This window comes from Sphingomonas sp. RIT328, from assembly GCF_000632225.1.
Classification (GTDB): domain Bacteria; phylum Pseudomonadota; class Alphaproteobacteria; order Sphingomonadales; family Sphingomonadaceae; genus Sphingomonas; species Sphingomonas kyungheensis.
Map to the genome: position 1 here is coordinate 45,452 of NZ_JFYV01000009.1, position 17,738 is coordinate 63,189.

Below are 17,738 nucleotides of genomic sequence, written 5' to 3' on the forward strand. Positions count from 1 at the left end.
GGTGCGTCAGCCCGCGGTGAAGCCGAGGCCGGCGCGCGCCTGCAACCGGTCGCGCAGCGCCGTGCCGAGCAGCGCGGCGGGCGTCCAGACACCGCCGACGGTTTCGCCCTCCCGGTCGAGCAGGCATAAGGCGGTCTCGACGATCATCCGGCTGGTCGAGCCATAGCCCGGATCGCGATCCCCGGTGACGACCGCGTCGAGGCGTGTGCCGTCCGGCATCAGGCCGACGAACAGCAGGTCGTAATGGCCCGCGTCGCGCTCCGCCTTGCTCGGGCCTTCGCCGGGCTGCGGCCCCTTGCCGAGCAGGGGATTGAGCTTGGCGATCGCCTCGGCGGCGGCCTTGCCCATCTCGCCCAGTCCGGCGACGACCATCTCGTCATAGACGAAGTCGGTGCCGTAGCGGTGGCCGAGCAGGAAGTTGGTGCGGTGGACGTTCTTGGTGTTGATCGCCGCCATGATGAACGGCGCCACCCAGGTGTTGAGCGTCGCGTCGAATTCCGGGAACAGGCCGGTCGGCTGATGCGGGCCGCTGAATCCCGGCGTCAGCGCGAACGGATTGGCGAGCAGCCCGAGGATCGACGGATCGCGCGCCGCGGCGGCGAGCGTCGCCTTGAGGCTCGCCGCGGTGCCGCCGGAGAAGCCGCCCTGCATCGCGCGGACGCGACCCTTGACGCGCGGCGCGGGGCGGCCGTGCTGGGCAAGCGCGCACTCCTGCAAGGTCAGCACGCCGAGATCGAAGGGGATCGAATCGAAGCCGCACGAGAAGAGGATGCGCGCGCCGCTCGCCTGCGCCGCCGCCTGATGCGCGTCGATCATCTGCCGCATCCAGGCCGGCTCGCCGCACAGGTCGAGATAGCCGGTGCCCGCCGTGGCACAGGCGGCGACGAGCGGCGCGCCGTGGAGCTGATACGGCCCCACCGTGGTGATCACCGCGCGGGTCGAGGCGGCGAGCGCCGCGAGCGCGGCGGGATCGTCGGCCTCGGCGACGATCAGCGGCGTGTCCGCAGGCGCACCGATCGCATCGCGCACCGCCTCCAGCCTGGCGCGGCTGCGCCCGGCCATCGCCCACCGCTCCAGCTTCCGTTCGACGCAATATTCGGCGACGAGCCGGCCGGTGAAGCCGGTCGCGCCATAGACGATCAGGTCATGGTCGCGCATCTGTGCCTCCTGCTCTGTGCGCGACGATGATGCGCCGCCGGGGGCGGGGGATCAAGGCGCGGACTAGTCTAGCGGCGCGCTCACACGAATGCAGGGTCCGAATGATGGGATGGCGAGGGATGGCGGTCAACGGTAGAGTGTCCGCGGAAGAAGCCCGCCCCTACGCCGCCTCGCTGAACTGCAGGCTCGCCAGCCGTGCGTAGAGACCGCCGCGGGTGATGAGCGAGGCGTGGTTGCCCTCCTCGACGATGCGGCCGGCGTCCATCACCACGATGCGCTGCGCGGCGCGCACCGTCGCGAGGCGGTGGGCGATCACCAGGGTGGTGCGATGCTCCATCAGCCGTTGCAGCGCCTGCTGGACGAGCCGCTCGCTCTCCGCGTCGAGCGCGCTGGTCGCCTCGTCGAGCAGCAGGATCGGCGCGTCGCGGAGCAGCGCGCGAGCGATGGTGATGCGCTGGCGCTGGCCGCCCGAAAGACGCGCGCCGCCTTCGCCGAGGTTGGTGTCGAGTCCCTCGGGCAGGGCGCGCAGGAAGTCGGCGGCATTGGCGGCCTCCGCGGCGGCCCACAGCTCGTCGTCGCCCGCCTCCCAGCGGCCGTAGCGCAGATTGTCGCGCGCGCTCGCGCCGAAGATGACATTGTCCTGCGGCACGATCGCGATCTGAGCGCGGATCGCGGCGGGGTCCGCCTCGCGCAGGTCGACGCCGTCGAGCAGGATGCGGCCCTCGGCCGGATCGTAGAAACGCTCGGCGAGCTGGAACAAGGTCGACTTGCCGGCCCCCGACGGGCCGACCACCGCCACCGTCTCGCCGGCGCGGATTGCCAGCGTGACGTCGTCGAGCGCGGCGACGTCGGGTCGGGTCGGATAGTGGAAGCGGACATGATCGAAAGTCAGCGCACCGCTCACCGGCACGGGCAGCGGGATCGGCGCCGCGGGGCGGGTGATCTCGGGCTGTTCGCGCAGCAGCTCGGCGAGCCGGCCGGCGGCGCCGGCGCCGCGCAGCAGGTCGCCATAGACTTCGGTGAGCGCGCCGAACGCGCCGGCGACGATGCCGCCGGTCAGCACGAAGGCGGCGATCGCCCCGCCCGAGATGCGCCCCGCCGCGACGTCGGTCGCCCCCTCCCACAGGACGAGGGTGATCGAGCCGAAGATCAGGAAGATCATGATCGCGGTCATCACCGCGCGGAGGCCGATGCGCCGCTTCGCGGCGGCGAAGGTCGCATCCACCGCCCCGGCGAAGCGCTGCGCCTCGCGCGGCTCCTGGCCGAACGCCTGGACGATCTTCATCGCGCCGAGCATCTCGGTGGCGAGCGCGCTGACGTCGGCGACGCGATCCTGCGACGCGCGCGACAGGTTGCGGATGCGGCGGCCGAGGATCGTCACCGGCAGGATGATCAGCGGGATGCCGAGCAGCAGCATGCCGGCGAGCTTGGGCGACAGCGCGAACAGGTAGATCATCCCGCCGACGCCGGTGAAGGTGTTGCGCAGCGCGATCGACACCGTGCTGCCGACGACGCCCTCGATCAGCACGGTATCGGCGGTGAGGCGCGAGGCGATCTCCGACGGCCGGTTCTCCTCGAAGAAGCGCGGGGTGAGCGCGAGCAGATGCGCATGGACGCGGGTGCGGATGTCGGCGACGACGCGCTCGCCGAGCCACGACACGCAGTAGAAGCGGATCGCCGTCGCCACCGCGAGCACCGCGACGATCATCAGCAGATAATGGAAGGACGCCGCGACCGAGCCTTCGCCGCCGGGGGCGAAGCCGCGGTCGATCACCCGCTTGAACCCATAAGGGATGCCGATCGTCGCCGCGGAGGTGGTGGCGAGCGCGAGCAGCGCCACGGTCAACTGGCGCGGGTAGCAGAGCACGCGATCCCAGACGAGGCGAAGGTCGCCGAGGCGGCGGTTGGTCGGGAGCGGGGTACGGGCCATCGTCCCCGCGCCTAGCAGGCGGGGCGGACCGGCTCAACGCCGCCCACTCCGGCGGCAGGGGCCCTGTCGGCCGTGTCGGGCGTTCAGCCGATTGTGCGGGTGCGAATGGTTCGTTTGCACCTTGCGGAAAATACATTACGTATACGGAAACCTTTTCAGGCGAAGATCCCGACCATGCTCTACGATGCCTATGAAATGCAGCGCTCGATGCTCGCCGGCGCCAGCGCGATGGCGAGCTTCGGCGCCGACTGGATGCGCAACCCCGCCAACCCCTGGTCGTACCTCGACGGCGGATCGGTGGTCAGTTCGGCGCTCGAGGTCTTCGCGCATGCCTCGGCGACGCGCGGCAAGCCCGCCTTCGGGCTGACCGAGACGGTGATCGACGGCCGGACGGTGCCGGTGCACGAGGAGATCGTGCTGCAAAAGCCGTTCGGCCAGTTGAAGCGCTTTCGCCGCGACGGTGTCGAGGGCGGGCCGAAGCTACTGATCGTCGCGCCGATGTCGGGTCATTTCGCGACGCTGCTGCGCGGCACGGTCGAGCGGATGCTGCCGAGCGCGGACGTCTACATCACCGACTGGCGCGACGCCAAGCTGGTGCCGCTCGGCGACGGCAGCTTCGATCTCGACGATTATATCGACTATCTCGTCGCCTTCCTCGAAGCGATCGGGCCGAACGAGGGACAGGGCGGCACGCATATGCTCGCCGTGTGCCAGCCGTCGGTGCCCTGCTATGCGGCGGTGGCGCTGATGAGCGCCGACCGTCATCCCTGCCGGCCGAAGACGCTGACGATGATGGGCGGCCCAGTCGACACGCGCGAGGCGCCGACCGCGGTCAACACGCTCGCCACCGAACGGCCGCATGCCTGGTTCGAACAGAATGTCATCGTCACCGTGCCGATGATGTATCCGGGCGCCGGCCGGAAGGTCTATCCCGGCTTTCTCCAGCTCGCCGGCTTCATGTCGATGAACCTCGGCAACCACATGATGTCGCATTGGGAGATGTTCAAACACCTCGTCCAGGGTGACGGCGAGAGCGCCGATGCGACGAAAAACTTCTACGAGGAATATCGCTCGGTCTGCGACATGACCGCCGAATTCTACCTGCAGACGATCGAACTGGTGTTCCAGCGCCATGCGTTGCCGCGCGGCGAGATGATGCATCGTGGCCGGCGCGTCGATCCGGCGGCGATCACCGATGTCGGCATTCTCGCGATCGAGGGCGAGCGCGACGATATCTCCGGCCTGGGGCAGACGCGCGCCGCGCTGACGCTGGCGACCGCGCTCCCCGAGGACAAGAAGCGCTATTATATGGCGGAAGGTGCCGGCCATTACGGCATCTTCAACGGCTCCAAGTGGCGCAACAGGGTCGCGCCGGTGGTCGAGGAGTGGATCGCCGCCAACGCCTGACCGATCGGGGGCGGCAGACGCCGCCCCCGGCGCGGGTCAGGCGACCGAGTCGACCACCGCGTGGCTGCTCGATTCATCGCCGCGGATCGTGCCGCCGAACAGCATCTTGACGCGCCCCGAGATCGAGATGTCGGTCTCCCACAGCTCGGCGCTGTCGATGTCGAAGCGGAGCAGCGTCAGGTTCGGGTCCTGCTTGCCGCCGGGGAACCACGCCTCGACCTGGTTATTCCACAATTTGTCGATCTGCGCCCGATCGTTGTCGGTGCTGACCGTGCCGGCGAGGCAGGCGAAGAAATCATGCCCCTTGCCGACGAACTGCGCCATCGCGTCGCCGCCCTTGGCGATGCGATTGTCGCGGCCGGCAAAGAAGAACAGCGTGTTGGGCTGATCGTCGTCGATCTGCGCGGTCATCGGCTCGGCATGTTCGCCGTCCGTCAGGCCGATCATCACGAACGGGCTGCTGCGCAGCTTGTCGAGGAACTTGGCAGCGATTTCCTGCGGATTGTCGTGATCGGCCATGACGCGTCTCCTTGTGCGGGGGTTTGCGGGAGAACGAGCGCGCCGTGGGTTGGTTGCGCGGTAGGGCCGGCCCGGTCATGATCGGGCCGGCGGCAATCCCGCCGTCGTGATGGAAAAGCGCATGCATGACTCTTTCCGAACTGTGCCTGTTCCTGGGTGCGCTTTGCGGCTTCGGAACCTTCGTTCTGAAGATCGTGGAAGTGGCACGTAGGCAAGAGGTGCACGGGCGGGGCTCGGGTAGCAGCCTGAGCTCCAAACGATTTGAGCCCCGGCCGTAGCAGCGACCGGGGCTCGATAGAGAGAGCGCATGACCCTTCCGACGACGATATATACCGTCGGGCCGGTTGGCGATCAACCTCACAGCACCTCGAACAGCCCCGCCGCGCCCATGCCGCCGCCGACGCACATCGTCACCACGACATATTTCGCGCCGCGCCGCTTGCCCTCGATCAGCGCATGGCCGGTCATCCGCGCGCCCGACATGCCATAGGGGTGGCCGATCGCAATCGCGCCGCCGTTGACGTTGAGCAATTCGTCGGGGATGCCGAGCGTATCGCGGCAGTAGAGCACCTGCACCGCAAACGCCTCGTTGAGTTCCCACAGGCCGATGTCGGCCATCGTGAGCCCGTTCGCTTCGAGCAATTTGGGCACGGCATAGACCGGGCCGATGCCCATCTCGTCGGGCTTGGTCCCCGCCACCGCCATGCCGACGTAGCGGCCGAGCGGCGTCAGGCCGCGCGCGGCGGCGACGCCTTCCTCCATCAGCACGCAGGCGGAGGCGCCGTCCGAGAGCTGGCTGGCGTTGCCGGCGGTGATGACGCCGTCCGGCCCGACGACGGGTTGCAGCTTCTGCAGCCCCTCGATCGTCGTATCGGCGCGATTGCCCTCGTCCTTGTCGAGCGTCACCTCCTGCTGGCTCACTGCCTTGGTGACCTTGTCGGTGACGGTCATCGTCGCGGGCAGCGGCACGATCTCGGCGTCGAAACGGCCGGCGGCCTGGGCGGCGGCGGTGCGCTGCTGCGACTGGAGCGCATAGGCATCCTGCGCCTCGCGGCTGATGCCGTAGCGGCTGGCGACGATCTCCGCGGTCTGGAGCATCGGCATGTAGATGTCGCCGTGCATCGCGATCAGCTGCCGGTCGGGCGCGACGCGCATCTGCGGCGTCTGGACGAGGCTGATGCTCTCGACCCCGCCGCCGACCGCGATGTCCATGCCGTCGAGCACGATCTGCTTGGCGGCGGTGGCGATCGCCATCAGGCCGCTGGCGCATTGCCGGTCGAGCGACATGCCGGGCACCGACGTCGGCAGCCCGGCGCGCAACGCCGCCTGGCGGGCGATATTGCCCGCCTGATGCCCCTGCTGGAGCGCCGCGCCGAGCACGACATCCGCGACCTCCGCGCCGTCGATCCCGGCACGCTCGACGGCGTGGCGGATCGCATGGCCGGCGAGAGCCTGCGGCGTGGTGTCGTTGAACGCGCCGCGATAGGCGCGGCCGATCGGGGTGCGGGCGGTGGAGACGATGACGGCGGAACGCATAGACGGTTGATCCTCAAGGCACGGACGTGCGGGGGCGGGTTAGGTGACGATCTGGCCGATCCATTCGGCGACCAGCGCCGGTTTCTCGACGCCGTCGATCTCGACAGTGAATTGGGTGGTCTGCTGGAAGCGGCCGGGACTCTTCTCGTCGAAGGCGAGCAGGCGGAACCGGCCGCGGACGCGGCTGCCGGCGCGTACCGGGGTGAGGAAGCGGACGCTGTTGCCGCCGTAATTGATCCCCATCCGCGCACCCGCGAGCCGCGGCGCATCCGGCACCTTCGACGCGAGCAGCGGCATCAGCGACAGCGTCAGGAAACCATGCGCGATCGTGCCGCCGAACGGCGTCGCCGCGGCGGCGACCGGATCGACATGGATGAACTGGTCATCGCCGGTCGCTGCGGCGAAACGATCGATCATCGCCTGGCTGACCTCGACCCAGTCGGACACCGTCTCGCTACCGATCCGGGCCCGCATCTGCTCGGCGTTGAGAAACGTCACCGGATTTCCTTCGCTGGCCTGGGGCGCTAGAGGCGGCGCATCTTCTAGGCACGGCAGGGTGTTCCTCGCAAGCCTGGACCGACCGAAAGCTTGAAAATGTCCGCTGCTTCCGCCTCCGCTGCCCGCAAATCGATGGCCCAACTCTATCGGGCCAGCGAACCCGATGTTCTAAAGCCGCTCATCGACCGCGCCTCCGCGTCGCCCGATTCGCGCGAGCGGATCATCGGCCACGCCTCCGGCCTGCTCGCCGATCTGCGCGCGGCGCAGAACCGCGGCTGGGTCAACCAGTTCCTCCAGGAATATCGGCTCAATTCGTCGGAGGGCGTGGCGCTGCTCAGCCTTGCCGAAGCGTTCCTGCGCGTTCCCGATCCGGAGACCGCCGACCTGCTGATCGCGGACAAACTGGGCGACGCCGACTGGCGCGCGCATGCCGGCCAGTCGAACAGCAAATTGGTCAATGGCGCCACCTGGGGGCTGGTGGTCGGCCGCGTGCTCGTCGGCGAAGGGCCGTCGGGACCGCTGCGCCGGCTGATCGGCCGCGCCGGCGAGCCGTTCGTCCGCATGGCGGTCGGCGAGGCGATGAAGCGGATGGGCGAGATCTTCGTCATGGGCCGCACCATCGACGAGGCGATGCGGCGGATGAAGAAGCCCGACAACAAGGGCTTCACCGCCAGCTTCGACATGCTGGGCGAGGCGGCGCGGACGTTTGCCGACGGGCGCCGCTATTACGAGGCCTATGTCGGCGCGATCGACGCGGTCGGGCGCGATCCCGCCGCGGGCCATTCGATCTCGGTCAAGCTGTCGGCGTTGCACCCACGCTACGAAGTCGCGCGGTGGAGCGAATGCGTCCCCGCGCTGACCGAGATGCTCGAGGCGCTGGCGGTGCAGGCGGCGGGCAAGGGCATCGCGCTCACCGTCGACGCCGAGGAATCCGAGCGGCTCGAGATGAGCCTCGACATCATCGGCGCGGTCGCGGCGCTGCCCAGCCTCAAGGGCTGGGACGGCTTCGGCATGGCGGTGCAGGCCTATGGCAAGCGCGCGCGACCGGTGGTCGCCTGGGCGAACGAACTCGGCCGGGTGATGAACGTGCGGCTGGTCAAGGGCGCCTATTGGGACAGCGAGATCAAGCGCACGCAGGTCGAGGGGCTGAGCGACTATCCGCTGTTCACCCGCAAGGCGGCGACCGACGTCTCCTATCTGGCGGTGGCCAAGGACATGCTGGCTGCCGAGAACATCCGCCCCGCCTTCGCCAGCCACAATGCGCTGACCGTCGCGACGATCCTCGAATGGGCGGGCAATGCGCGCGACTTCGAATTCCAGCGGCTGCACGGCATGGGCGACGGGTTGTACGAGCGGCTGGTGCGCGAGAACGGCTATCACTGCCGCATCTACGCGCCGGTCGGCGGGCACCGCGACCTGCTCGCCTATCTGGTGCGGCGCCTGCTGGAAAATGGCGCCAATTCGAGCTTCGTCCACCAGCTCGCGGACGCGCGGCTGAGCGAGGACGAGATCCTCGCCGATCCGGTCGCGAAGATCGCCGCGGTCGGCGGCGCGCGCCATCCCAGCATCCCGCTGCCCAAGGATCTGTTCGCGCCGGGCCACCGCAATTCGAGCGGGCTCGACCTCAGCGATGTCGCGACGCTGGAGGCGACGGTCGCCGCGGTCAGACAGCCGCTGGCCCGTGCTGCCGGCGGCGAGGATGATGCGGCGATCGTCACGACGGCCGTCTCCCGCGCCCACGCCGCCTTCCCCGCCTGGTCGCGCACGCCGGTGGACGAGCGCGCCGCGTGCCTCGAACGGCTCGCCGACCTGCTCGAAGCGCATCGCGACCGGCTGATGGCGATCTGCGTGCAGGAGGCGTTCAAGACCATCCCCGACGCGATCGGCGAGGTGCGCGAGGCCGCCGATTTCTGCCGCTATTACGCCGGCGAGGCGCGCAGCCGGTTGCGCGCGGTCGAACTGCCCGGACCGACCGGCGAGCGCAACATGCTGCATATCGAGGGGCGCGGCGTCTGGGCGACGATCGCGCCGTGGAACTTCCCGCTCGCCATCTTCCTCGGCCAGACGGTCGCGGCGCTGGTCGCCGGCAATACCGTCGTCGCCAAGCCGGCGCCGCAGACGCCCGAGATCGCCCGCGTCGCGGTCGAGCTCGCGCATCAGGCCGGCGTGCCTCGCGACGCGCTGATCCTCGTCCCCGGCGGGCCGCAGGTCGGCGCGGCGCTGACCGCGGACGTGCGCATCGCCGGCGTCGCCTTCACCGGATCGACCGCCACCGCCAAGCGGATCGCGCGCACGCTGGTGGCGGACGACGATCGCCCGATCGTGCCGCTGATCGCCGAGACCGGCGGGATCAACGCGATGATCGTCGACAGCACCGCTCTGCCCGAACAGGTGGTGGCGGACGTCGTCACCTCGTCCTTCCGGTCGGCGGGGCAGCGCTGTTCGGCGTTGCGGCTGCTGCTGGTGCAGGCGGATGTCGCGGAGACGGTGATCGAGATGCTCACCGGCGCGATGGACACGCTGCGGCTCGGCGATCCGGCCGATCCGGCGACCGACGTCGGGCCGGTGATCGATCGCGCCTCTTACGACAAATTGATGGCCTATCGCGCCAGCGTCGCCGACCGCACGGTGAAGACGCTGCCCGCGCCGGCCGAGGGTCTGTTCGTGCCGCCCACACTGGTGCGGATCGACCGGATCGAGGACCTCGACCGCGAATGGTTCGGCCCGATCCTGCACGTCGCGACCTGGGAGGCGGGCAAGCTCGAGGAGACGATCGCGCGGGTCAATGCCAAGGGCTATGGCCTGACGATGGGCCTGCACAGCCGTATCGCGCGCGCCGCCGAGGTGACCGAGGCAGCGGCGGCGGTCGGCAACCTCTACATCAACCGGTCGATGATCGGCGCGGTGGTCGGCTCGCAGCCGTTCGGCGGCGAGGGCCTGTCCGGCACCGGCCCCAAGGCGGGCGGTCCGCATTATCTCTACCGCTTCTGCGCCGAGCGCGCGGTATCGGTCGACACCACCTCGGCCGGCGGCAATGCGACGCTGCTCTCGCTCGACGAAGGGGGGATCTGAGCGGCGGCCCGCGTGTGGGAGGCGCGGGCGGATCGTGCGGAAGAGTGGCCGCGATTGCCGCGCCGGATAGCCCGGCCGTGGCGGCTCTAGAAAGTCCTGAGACGCATCGCTTCGCATGCTCAGGGCCCGTGAAAACCCGCCTCCCGCCAGAAGACCAGTGTTCCCGCCTGCGCGAGACCTCTGCGAAAGATTCGAAACCGCCCCGGCGAAGGCCGGGGCCCAGTCGGGAGGCCGTTGTAACTGATTGCAAAGCTTCACCAAACTGGACCCCGCCCTGCGCCGGGGTGGTGCGTGAGCAGGTCAGGTTGCTACTTTCGCAGAGGTCTCGCGAAGGAGGGAGCCCAGTATCCAAGCAGAACAACGGCTTGCGGCAAGAAGAACCTGGGCTCCCCGCCTTCGCGGGAGCATTGCGAGCAAGTGTCCCGCAAAGACGGGCGGACGCAAAAATCTGAAAGACGGCCGCAATATAGTTCGCGCGGAGGCGCGGAGATGCGCGTCCGGGCCACATGAACCCACAAGCGGCAGGATGAAATCAGCCGCGCCGGGTCACCCAGCTGCCCTCCCGCACACCTGCGCCCCGGCGTGAACGGCCCACCGGAATGATCCTCTATAACGGATCAGACGGGGGGGCATCATGAAGACGTGGGTGGCAGCGCTGGCGGTGTGTCTCGGCTTGCAGGGCGCCGCCGTGCCGGCGGCGGCGCAACCGGGGGTGCTGCACGACAAGGCGGCGATCGTCGCCTTCGACAAGGCGCTCACCCGGCAATATGGCGATGTCGTCGTCGGCCCCGCCAAGGCGACGCTGCATCTCGGGACCCGCTATTATTTCGTCCCGGCCGACGATGCGAAGGCGGTCATCGTCAAATTATGGGGCAACCCGCCCGACGCGGGGGAGGGCGTGCTCGGCATCGTCTTCGAAAAGGACCGCACCAGCTATGACAACGATTGGGGCGCGGTCGTCACCTACGATCGGACCGGCCACGTCAGCGACGAGGACGCGGCGTCCGAGGATTATGACGCGCTGGTCGCCGAGATCCGGGCGAACGAACAGGCGGAGAATCCGAAGCGGCAGAAGGCCGGCTATCCGACCGAATATTTCGTCGGCTGGGCGCAGGCGCCGACCTACGATTCGGCGCGCCACGCACTGATCTGGGCGCGCAATATCCGCTTCTCCGACAGCAAGACCAACGTCCTCAATTACGACGTGCGGCTGCTCGGCCGCGACGGCGTGCTGAGCCTCAACATGATCTCGGGCATGCCGCAGCTCGTCGAGGTGCGCGGCGCGGCGCAGGCGCTCGCCGGCGCGGCGCAGTTCGCCAGGGGCGCCGCCTATGCCGATTACGACCCCTCGGTCGACAAGACGGCGGCCTATGGCCTTGCCGGACTGGTCGCGGCGGGCGCCGGCGTCGCCGTGGCGAAGAAGCTGGGCCTGCTCGCGATCCTGCTCGCCTTCGGCAAGAAGTTCCTGATCCTCTTCCTCGCCGCCGGCGCCGCCATCACCCGCTACGCCAAGGGGTTTGCCGGCCGTCTGCGCGGACGCGCACAGGGTGGGAGCGATGCAGAGGACGAGCCCGACACGAAGGAATGACGAGCGCGACTATTTGGCGCCCGGCTCACCCCCCGCGGCATAGGGCATCACCAGCGTGCCGTCGGGTGCGGCGGTGTAGTTGGTCTGCGTTGGATAGGGAATGGTGATGCCTTCCTCGGCGAAGCGGGTCATGATCGCCACCATGATCCGGTCGCGCATCGGATGCGCGGTCGCCCAGTCGTCGCCCGGAATGTCGAATTGCAGCGCGAAGTCGAGGCTCGACGCGCCGAACGTCTCGAAGCCCGACCGGGCGACCTTGCCGCCCTCCGCGACGACGATCTCGCTCAGCATCGCCGGGATGCGTGCCAGCGTCTCGGGCGGCGTCTCGTAGGCGGCGCCGATGGTGAAGGCGATGCGGATATGGTCGCGTACGCTGGTGTTCTGGATTTCCTTGTCGAGCAGCTGCTTGTTGCTGATCACCCGCAGCTCGCCGGTAAAGGCGCGGATGCGCGTGCTCTTGAGGCCGATCGATTCGATCACACCGTTGGTGGTCCCGTAGCTGATCTTGTCGCCGCGGCGGAACGGCCGGTCGAAGATGATCGCCAGCGCCGCGAACAGGTCGCCGAAGATGCCCTGCGCGGCGAGACCGATGGCGATGCCGCCGACGCCGAGCCCGGCGACGAGGCCGGTGACGTTGACGCCCAAATTATCAAGTACGACGACCAGCGCGATGGCGAACAGCGCGACGGTGACGAGCAGCCGGATCAGCCCCATCGCCGACAGCAACGCCTCGCCGCTGTAATGTTCGCCGCTGGTGCGATGCTCGATCGCGCCGAGGATCAGCTCACGCGCCCAGATCGCCGCCTGGAAGACCGAGGCGACCGTCCACAGGAAATTGACCGTCGTCGCCACCTGGCTCGGCGCGCCGGCATAGCCGACGACCAGTTTGGCGGCGAGCATGATGATGAAGAAGTTGCTGGTCCGCGTCACCGCCCGGCCGAGGATCGTCCCCCAGCCGCGCCGGCCGACCTCCGCGCCGCACAATTTCTGGCCGAGCCGGCGCAGCCCGTGCAACGCGACCACGATCACCGTGCCGATCGCGAAGGCAATCAGGATCTGCAGCCAGTGGGTGTGCAGCCAGATCTCGCTGGCGGTGTAGAAGTCGCCGATCTGGTTCTGGACCGAACCGGCGTCGAAGATCGGCGCCTTGGCGGCGGCGGAGGTGGTATTGGACATGATCGACCTTGTCAGGCGGCTGCCTTGAGCATCGGCAGCGCCGCGGGGGTGCCCGCCTCCAGGAAGGCGATCAGACCGCGTTCGCAGCGGCTGAGGTAGCGGGCGGAACGCGGCAGACGCAGCGCCTTGCGGAATGCGCTCTGGCCCTGTTTGACGAGGCCGATGAGCGAGGGGTGGACATAGCTCTTGCGCGCGATCGCCGGCGTATTGCCGAGCCGCGCGACGACCGGCTCGAGCAACGCCTTGAGGCTGAGGTCGGCTTGCGCATGGGCGAGCGCCTCGAACGCGGTGACGCTCGCGCCCCAGGTGCGGAAATGCTTGGCGGTGAAGTCGCCGCCGCCGACGCGCCGGATATAGTCGTTGACGTCGGACGAGGTGACGGGATGCGCCATGCCATCGTCGTCGACCCAGGCGAACAGATGCTGTTCGTCGAGGTCCTGCATCTTGCGCACCGCCGCGGCGAGGCGCTTGTCGGTGACGCGCATGTCGCGTTCCTTGCCCGACTTGCCCTTGTAGCGCAGCTTGAGCGTCGCGCCGCGCACCTCGCCATGGCGCTTGCGCAGCGTCGTCGCGCCATAACTGGCATTCGCCTGCGTATAGGCTTCGTTGCCGACGCGGATATGGCCGATGTCGAGCAGGCGGACGACCGCGGCGACGGCGCGGTCCTTGGTCAGGCCGCGGCTGGCGAGATCGGCCTCCACCTGCTTGCGAATGCGCGGCAGGCAATGGCCGAAATCGGCGCATTTCTCGTATTTCGCCGCCTCCTGCGCCTCACGGAAGCCGGTGTGGTAGCGATATTGCTTGCGGCCCTTCTCGTCCCAGCCGACCGCTTGGATATGGCCGTTGGCTTTGGGGCAGAACCAGGCGTCGCGATAGGCAGGGGGCAGACCGATCGCATTGAGCCGGTCGATCTCGTCGCGGTCGGTGATGCGCGCGCCCGACGCATCGAAATAGCCCCAGCCGTGGCGCATCTTGCGCCGGGTGATGCCGGGTTTCGAATCGTCGCAATAGACCAGACGCGCTGCCACCCTTTGCTCCTCGTCGACGGGGAAAGAGGAAATGCGTGGACCATGCGGAGTGTTCCGGGAACGTCGGGCCGGGGTGGCGGTTGGTGCCGCGCATCCCAGGAGACATGACATGGCCGACCTTGCCCAAGCGCGCGTGCTGATCCTCGCCACCGACGGGTTCGAACAGGACGAATTGTTCAAGCCGCGTCAGGCGCTGCTCGACGCCGGCGTGCAGATCACGCTGGCCTCGATCAAGACCGATCCGATCACCGGCGTCATCAACGACAGCGAAAAGGGGCAGAGCATCACCCCCGAGCTAACGCTCGATGCCGTCGATACCGACGATTACGACGCGCTGCTGCTGCCGGGCGGCGTCGGCAATCCCGACAAGATGCGCCTGCAGGAGCGTGCGATCGAGATCGTCACCGAATTCATGGAAGACGACAAGATCGTCGCGGCGATCTGCCACGCGCCGTGGCTGCTGGTCGAGGCGGACGTGGTCGACGGCCGTCGCGTGACGAGCTGGCCGTCGGTACGCACCGATCTGGAGAACGCCGGCGCCGATGTGGTCGACGAGGCTGTGGTGGTCGACGGCAACCTCATCACCAGCCGCAAGCCGGACGATATCCCGGCGTTCAACCAGGCGATCCTCGACGCGCTGGCGGACGAGTTGGAAGAGGAAAGCGAGGACGCCTGAAGTCCTGCGGGCGAGCCTTGCTCGCCCGTATCGGTTCGCGCAGAGGACGCAGAGGTGCCGCGCAGCGGCTTTGACTCAGTTGAGGAGAGGCAAAGCGTCTCCGAAACCTGACCCTCCGCGCCTCCGCGCGAACCCGATACTCTAGAGCGACGCTCCGTTGATGAAGCGCTGCGCCGGACGCTCGACCCACCGGTAGAGCACGACCGAAGCGACCAGCAGCAGCAGCAGATAGACCGCGATCAGCCCCGGCCCGAGCACCGGTGCGGCGAGCGGGATGCGGAACGCCTTCCACAGCAGGAAATGCGCGAGATAGGTCGCATAGCTGATCTCGCCGAGACCGTGCAGCAGGCGCCCCTCCAACGGATGGCGCGGACGTCCGGCGGTAAGGGCGAGAGCCAGCAGCAACGCGGCGAAGGTCGCCGGCGCGACGAGCGTTTCGGGTGCGCCAAGCGCCCAGCCGATGGCGGCGATCACGCCGATCGCGACCGGCGCGACGAGTGGCGGCCGGCGCAGGAAGATCGCCGCGAGGATCGTCCCGGCGCCGAATTCGGCGAGGCAGCGGACCAGCCCGAAGCGCGGAATATCGGTGCCGAGCGTCGGCGCCCCGCGCATAGCACCATGCAGCGCGAGCAGCAGCGCCGCGGCGACCGCACAGAGCGCGGCCAGCGGCACCCGCCGCCAGTCGATCGCGCGCACCAGCAGCGGGAAGAGCAGATAGGCGGCAAGTTCGCAGCTGATCGACCATGCGGGATCATTCCAGTGCAGCCGGTCGGTCAGCCCCCAATTCTGGACGAGCAGCAGGTGCAGCGGCAGCTCGGCGAACGGAAAGGCAGGGTCGCTGCGCCCGGTCGCGCGCAACAAGAGCGCGAGCGCCACCGCCGCGGCGAGCATCACCGTGTGCAACGGCCAGATCCGCGCCACCCGCTTGCGCAGGAACCGCGCCACCGCGCCCGGCGCAGCGAGCCGCGCATGCCAGGTCAGCCAGATGACGAAGCCCGACAGCAGGAAGAACACGTCGACCGCCAAATAGCCTTTGGCGAGGAGGCGCTCGCCGGCAGCGGGCAGACCGGCGATCCCGCCGCGGATATGGTAGAGGACGACCAGCCACGCCGCGATCCCGCGCAGGCTGGTGAGCGCGCGCAGCTCGGTCATGGAAGGCGGCTGCTAGGCGCCGGGCCGGCATCACGGACAAGGCGGCGGCGCCGGGATAATCGCCGACGATGCTTATCCCATATCGCCGTACATGCGCGAGCGCCGCGGCCGTCTCGACCGGGCCCGAACCACGCCGTCACCCCGGATTTGGTCCGGGGTCCACCGTGCCGCAAATCTGACGGCTCTGGCTCCTGCTGAACCGTGGATGCCGGACCACGTCCGGCATGACGGCAGGGGTGTCGCCGTGGTCCCGCGCGAGCATCAATCCGCAGCCACGCCGCGCAACGGCGCGTCACGCCCGCAACCCTGGGCGCCTGCGTTCGCAGGAGCACGGGTACCCCAAGCCGATCGCGGCCCGCCATCGCGTCGCTCACGCCGCCACCGGGCGCGGCCGCCGCATCGGCGTCTGCCCCGCTTCCGCGCGCCGCCGCGACAGATAGGAATCGAGGCCGATCTGCGCCCCGATCAGCATGTAGACGAAGGGCTGGAAGGCGATGGCGATGAACGCCGCGCCGAGCAGATAGACGAGATGCGCGGTCTGCAACGCCGCCGCCAGCGGCCCCGCCCAGCCGAACTCGCCCGCCGGATCGCGGTAGCGGCGGCGCAGCACCTCCATCCGGACCAGCCCGATCACGCTGATGCTCAGCCACAGCAACAGCCCCGGATAACCCTGTTCGCCGAGCATCTCGAAATAGGCGCTGTGATAGCCGCGCGCCTTGTCGGTGATCGCCTGGTCGGTGATGCCGGGGTCGGCGCCGCTGCCGTCGGTCTTGCGGATCTCGTAGCGGATATGGTTGCCGCGATAGGCGTCGAAGCCGCCGCCGAACGGGTGGGTCTTGGCATAGTCGATCGTCCACTGCCACACCGCGATCCGGGTCGAGGCGGATTCGTCGGCGTCATGGCTCTTGATCGTGCTCATCCGCTGCGTGAAGCTCGCCGGCAGGAACGGCACCGCGAGCAAGCCGGCGGCGCCGATCATCGCGAGGTAGAGCAGCTTGCGCTGCGTGTTGCGCAACGAGAGCGCCGCGACGAGCAGGATGCAGAGCAGCCCGGTCCGCGTCGACGTGCCGACCGGGATCAGCAGGCAGGCGAAGACCAGGCACAGGCAAAAGCCCTTCACCTTCCAGTCGGGCGGGAAGATCGTGCCGTGGCGCATGAACCAGACGATCAGCGGCACGATTGCCACCGCGACCGTGGAGATGGTGCTGCCCTCGTACAGCCCCGAATTGTTGTTGACCATCAGGTCGAGCTGGCCATAGCCGCCACCGCCCGCCGCGGTCTTGATCCCGCCGACGATGATGATCGACGCGGCGGACAGGATCATGAACAGCAGCAGCGCCTCGATGCGCAGCCGCGTCCGCAGCGTCAGCGGCAGGAAGGCGGCAAAGGCGAGGCATTTCCACACCCAGTCCCATTTGTCCTTGGCGTCGTGTGGGAAATCGGCGCCGGCCGTGGTCGCCCAACAGTAGAGCAGCAGCAGCACGATCAGCCCCTGCCGCGGCGCGAACCGGCTGTCGCTCTTGTCGTCGATCAGCAGCCAGCCGCCCACCGCCAGCGCCACCGCGATCAGCGAGATCGGCACGCTGTTGAGGAGGATATAAGTCAGCCGCTGCGGCGAGACGATGTCGATATAGACATAGGCGAGCACGAGCAGGAACGGCCGCCGCAACCCCATGCCGAAGATCGCGGCGAGAAAGGCGACGAAGACGAGGTCACGCACCGGGCGGCAGATCCTGCGGCGGCGGCGGAGTCGCGCCGCGCCCGCGTGCGCGCCAGTGACGCGGCGCCGGCGATTCCGAATCAAGGTCCGGCCGTTTGAGCAGCAGCCAGGCGGCGAGCAGCATCAGCGCATGGGTGATCGCCAGCGACAGATTGTCGATCATCGAAGGGCGCCGGTCCGCATGGCCGCAGCCTATGCGGCGCACCGGGTTGATGTCACGTTAAGTCCCGCGCGTCGCCGCGATTGACGCGTCCTTAAACCCGCGTGGCATAAGGCGT

14 protein-coding genes are annotated in these 17,738 nt (G+C 68.7%); 4 read left to right on the top strand and 10 right to left on the bottom strand.

Annotated features, from left to right (window positions below):
- Positions 1 to 6: 6 nt before the first annotated feature.
- Together BW41_RS05315 and BW41_RS05320 are read right to left on the bottom strand one after the other, a co-directional pair.
- A complete protein-coding gene (locus BW41_RS05315) occupies positions 7 to 1,158 on the bottom strand; it encodes a saccharopine dehydrogenase family protein (protein WP_037532146.1) in 1,152 nt (383 codons plus the stop codon).
- Between the two features lie 160 nt (positions 1,159 to 1,318).
- Positions 1,319 to 3,088, bottom strand: coding sequence for an ABC transporter transmembrane domain-containing protein (locus BW41_RS05320; protein ID WP_037532147.1), 1,770 nt, complete (start codon positions 3,086 to 3,088; stop codon positions 1,319 to 1,321).
- A gap of 174 nt (positions 3,089 to 3,262) precedes the next feature.
- Between BW41_RS05320 and BW41_RS05325 the strand changes: the two genes are divergently transcribed.
- The gene (locus tag BW41_RS05325; protein WP_037532150.1) at positions 3,263 to 4,495 is read left to right on the top strand and encodes a polyhydroxyalkanoate depolymerase; all 1,233 of its coding nucleotides are present in this window, start codon (positions 3,263 to 3,265) and stop codon (positions 4,493 to 4,495) included.
- Positions 4,496 to 4,531: 36 nt separating this feature from the next.
- On the opposite strand, the gene BW41_RS05330 is transcribed toward BW41_RS05325, so the two are convergent.
- From BW41_RS05330 to BW41_RS05340, 3 genes are all read right to left on the bottom strand, one after another.
- Positions 4,532 to 5,014, bottom strand: a complete 483-nt coding sequence (locus tag BW41_RS05330) for a pyridoxamine 5'-phosphate oxidase family protein (RefSeq protein ID WP_037532152.1) — start codon at positions 5,012 to 5,014, stop codon at positions 4,532 to 4,534.
- 357 nt (positions 5,015 to 5,371) lie between these two features.
- On the bottom strand, positions 5,372 to 6,550 hold the full coding sequence (locus BW41_RS05335; protein ID WP_037532154.1) for an acetyl-CoA C-acyltransferase: 1,179 nt from the start codon (positions 6,548 to 6,550) through the stop codon (positions 5,372 to 5,374).
- 39 nt (positions 6,551 to 6,589) lie between these two features.
- Positions 6,590 to 7,024, bottom strand: coding sequence for a MaoC family dehydratase (locus BW41_RS05340; protein WP_200870352.1), 435 nt, complete (start codon positions 7,022 to 7,024; stop codon positions 6,590 to 6,592).
- Between the two features lie 156 nt (positions 7,025 to 7,180).
- Here BW41_RS05340 and BW41_RS05345 point away from each other — a divergent pair, with 156 nt between their 5' ends.
- The gene (locus tag BW41_RS05345) at positions 7,181 to 10,120 is read left to right on the top strand and encodes an L-glutamate gamma-semialdehyde dehydrogenase (RefSeq protein WP_037532159.1); all 2,940 of its coding nucleotides are present in this window, start codon (positions 7,181 to 7,183) and stop codon (positions 10,118 to 10,120) included.
- A gap of 634 nt (positions 10,121 to 10,754) precedes the next feature.
- Complete coding sequence (locus BW41_RS05350; protein WP_081792914.1) at positions 10,755 to 11,708, top strand: DUF2167 domain-containing protein; 954 nt, start codon at positions 10,755 to 10,757, stop codon at positions 11,706 to 11,708.
- Between the two features lie 9 nt (positions 11,709 to 11,717).
- Here the strand turns inward: BW41_RS05350 and BW41_RS05355 are convergent, their stop codons facing one another.
- Both BW41_RS05355 and BW41_RS05360 read right to left on the bottom strand, forming a co-directional pair.
- Positions 11,718 to 12,884 carry a mechanosensitive ion channel family protein gene (locus BW41_RS05355; RefSeq protein WP_037532162.1) on the bottom strand — a complete coding sequence of 389 codons (1,167 nt, stop codon included), beginning with the start codon at positions 12,882 to 12,884 and terminating at the stop codon, positions 11,718 to 11,720.
- Between the two features lie 11 nt (positions 12,885 to 12,895).
- Positions 12,896 to 13,855, bottom strand: a complete 960-nt coding sequence (locus tag BW41_RS05360) for a DNA topoisomerase IB (RefSeq protein ID WP_235199562.1) — start codon at positions 13,853 to 13,855, stop codon at positions 12,896 to 12,898.
- 166 nt (positions 13,856 to 14,021) lie between these two features.
- Here BW41_RS05360 and BW41_RS05365 point away from each other — a divergent pair, with 166 nt between their 5' ends.
- Positions 14,022 to 14,588, top strand: coding sequence for a type 1 glutamine amidotransferase domain-containing protein (locus BW41_RS05365; RefSeq protein WP_037532167.1), 567 nt, complete (start codon positions 14,022 to 14,024; stop codon positions 14,586 to 14,588).
- Between the two features lie 141 nt (positions 14,589 to 14,729).
- On the opposite strand, the gene BW41_RS05370 is transcribed toward BW41_RS05365, so the two are convergent.
- The 3 genes from BW41_RS05370 to BW41_RS21485 all read right to left on the bottom strand — a co-directional run bounded on the left by BW41_RS05370 (position 14,730) and on the right by BW41_RS21485 (position 17,623).
- On the bottom strand, positions 14,730 to 15,740 hold the full coding sequence (locus BW41_RS05370; RefSeq protein ID WP_037532170.1) for an acyltransferase family protein: 1,011 nt from the start codon (positions 15,738 to 15,740) through the stop codon (positions 14,730 to 14,732).
- Positions 15,741 to 16,110: 370 nt separating this feature from the next.
- The gene (locus tag BW41_RS05375) at positions 16,111 to 17,460 is read right to left on the bottom strand and encodes a DUF5935 domain-containing protein (RefSeq protein ID WP_037532171.1); all 1,350 of its coding nucleotides are present in this window, start codon (positions 17,458 to 17,460) and stop codon (positions 16,111 to 16,113) included.
- Complete coding sequence (locus BW41_RS21485) at positions 17,453 to 17,623, bottom strand: hypothetical protein (RefSeq protein ID WP_200870349.1); 171 nt, start codon at positions 17,621 to 17,623, stop codon at positions 17,453 to 17,455. The genes BW41_RS05375 and BW41_RS21485 overlap by 8 nt, the downstream gene beginning before the upstream one ends.
- Positions 17,624 to 17,738: the final 115 nt, after the last annotated feature.

Excerpts from the sequence above, each read along its gene's own strand:
- BW41_RS05315 (WP_037532146.1), bottom strand. The coding sequence starts at position 1,158 with ATGCGCGACCATGACCTGATCGTCTATGGCGCGACCGGCTTCACCGGC.
- BW41_RS05320 (WP_037532147.1), bottom strand. The coding sequence starts at position 3,088 with ATGGCCCGTACCCCGCTCCCGACCAACCGCCGCCTCGGCGACCTTCGC.
- BW41_RS05325 (WP_037532150.1), top strand. The coding sequence starts at position 3,263 with ATGCTCTACGATGCCTATGAAATGCAGCGCTCGATGCTCGCCGGCGCC.
- BW41_RS05330 (WP_037532152.1), bottom strand. The coding sequence starts at position 5,014 with ATGGCCGATCACGACAATCCGCAGGAAATCGCTGCCAAGTTCCTCGAC.
- BW41_RS05335 (WP_037532154.1), bottom strand. The coding sequence starts at position 6,550 with ATGCGTTCCGCCGTCATCGTCTCCACCGCCCGCACCCCGATCGGCCGC.
- BW41_RS05340 (WP_200870352.1), bottom strand. The coding sequence starts at position 7,024 with ATGCGGGCCCGGATCGGTAGCGAGACGGTGTCCGACTGGGTCGAGGTC.
- BW41_RS05345 (WP_037532159.1), top strand. The coding sequence starts at position 7,181 with ATGGCCCAACTCTATCGGGCCAGCGAACCCGATGTTCTAAAGCCGCTC.
- BW41_RS05350 (WP_081792914.1), top strand. The coding sequence starts at position 10,755 with ATGAAGACGTGGGTGGCAGCGCTGGCGGTGTGTCTCGGCTTGCAGGGC.
- BW41_RS05355 (WP_037532162.1), bottom strand. The coding sequence starts at position 12,884 with ATGTCCAATACCACCTCCGCCGCCGCCAAGGCGCCGATCTTCGACGCC.
- BW41_RS05360 (WP_235199562.1), bottom strand. The coding sequence starts at position 13,855 with ATGCGCCACGGCTGGGGCTATTTCGATGCGTCGGGCGCGCGCATCACC.
- BW41_RS05365 (WP_037532167.1), top strand. The coding sequence starts at position 14,022 with ATGGCCGACCTTGCCCAAGCGCGCGTGCTGATCCTCGCCACCGACGGG.
- BW41_RS05370 (WP_037532170.1), bottom strand. The coding sequence starts at position 15,740 with ATGACCGAGCTGCGCGCGCTCACCAGCCTGCGCGGGATCGCGGCGTGG.
- BW41_RS21485 (WP_200870349.1), bottom strand. The coding sequence starts at position 17,623 with ATGATCGACAATCTGTCGCTGGCGATCACCCATGCGCTGATGCTGCTC.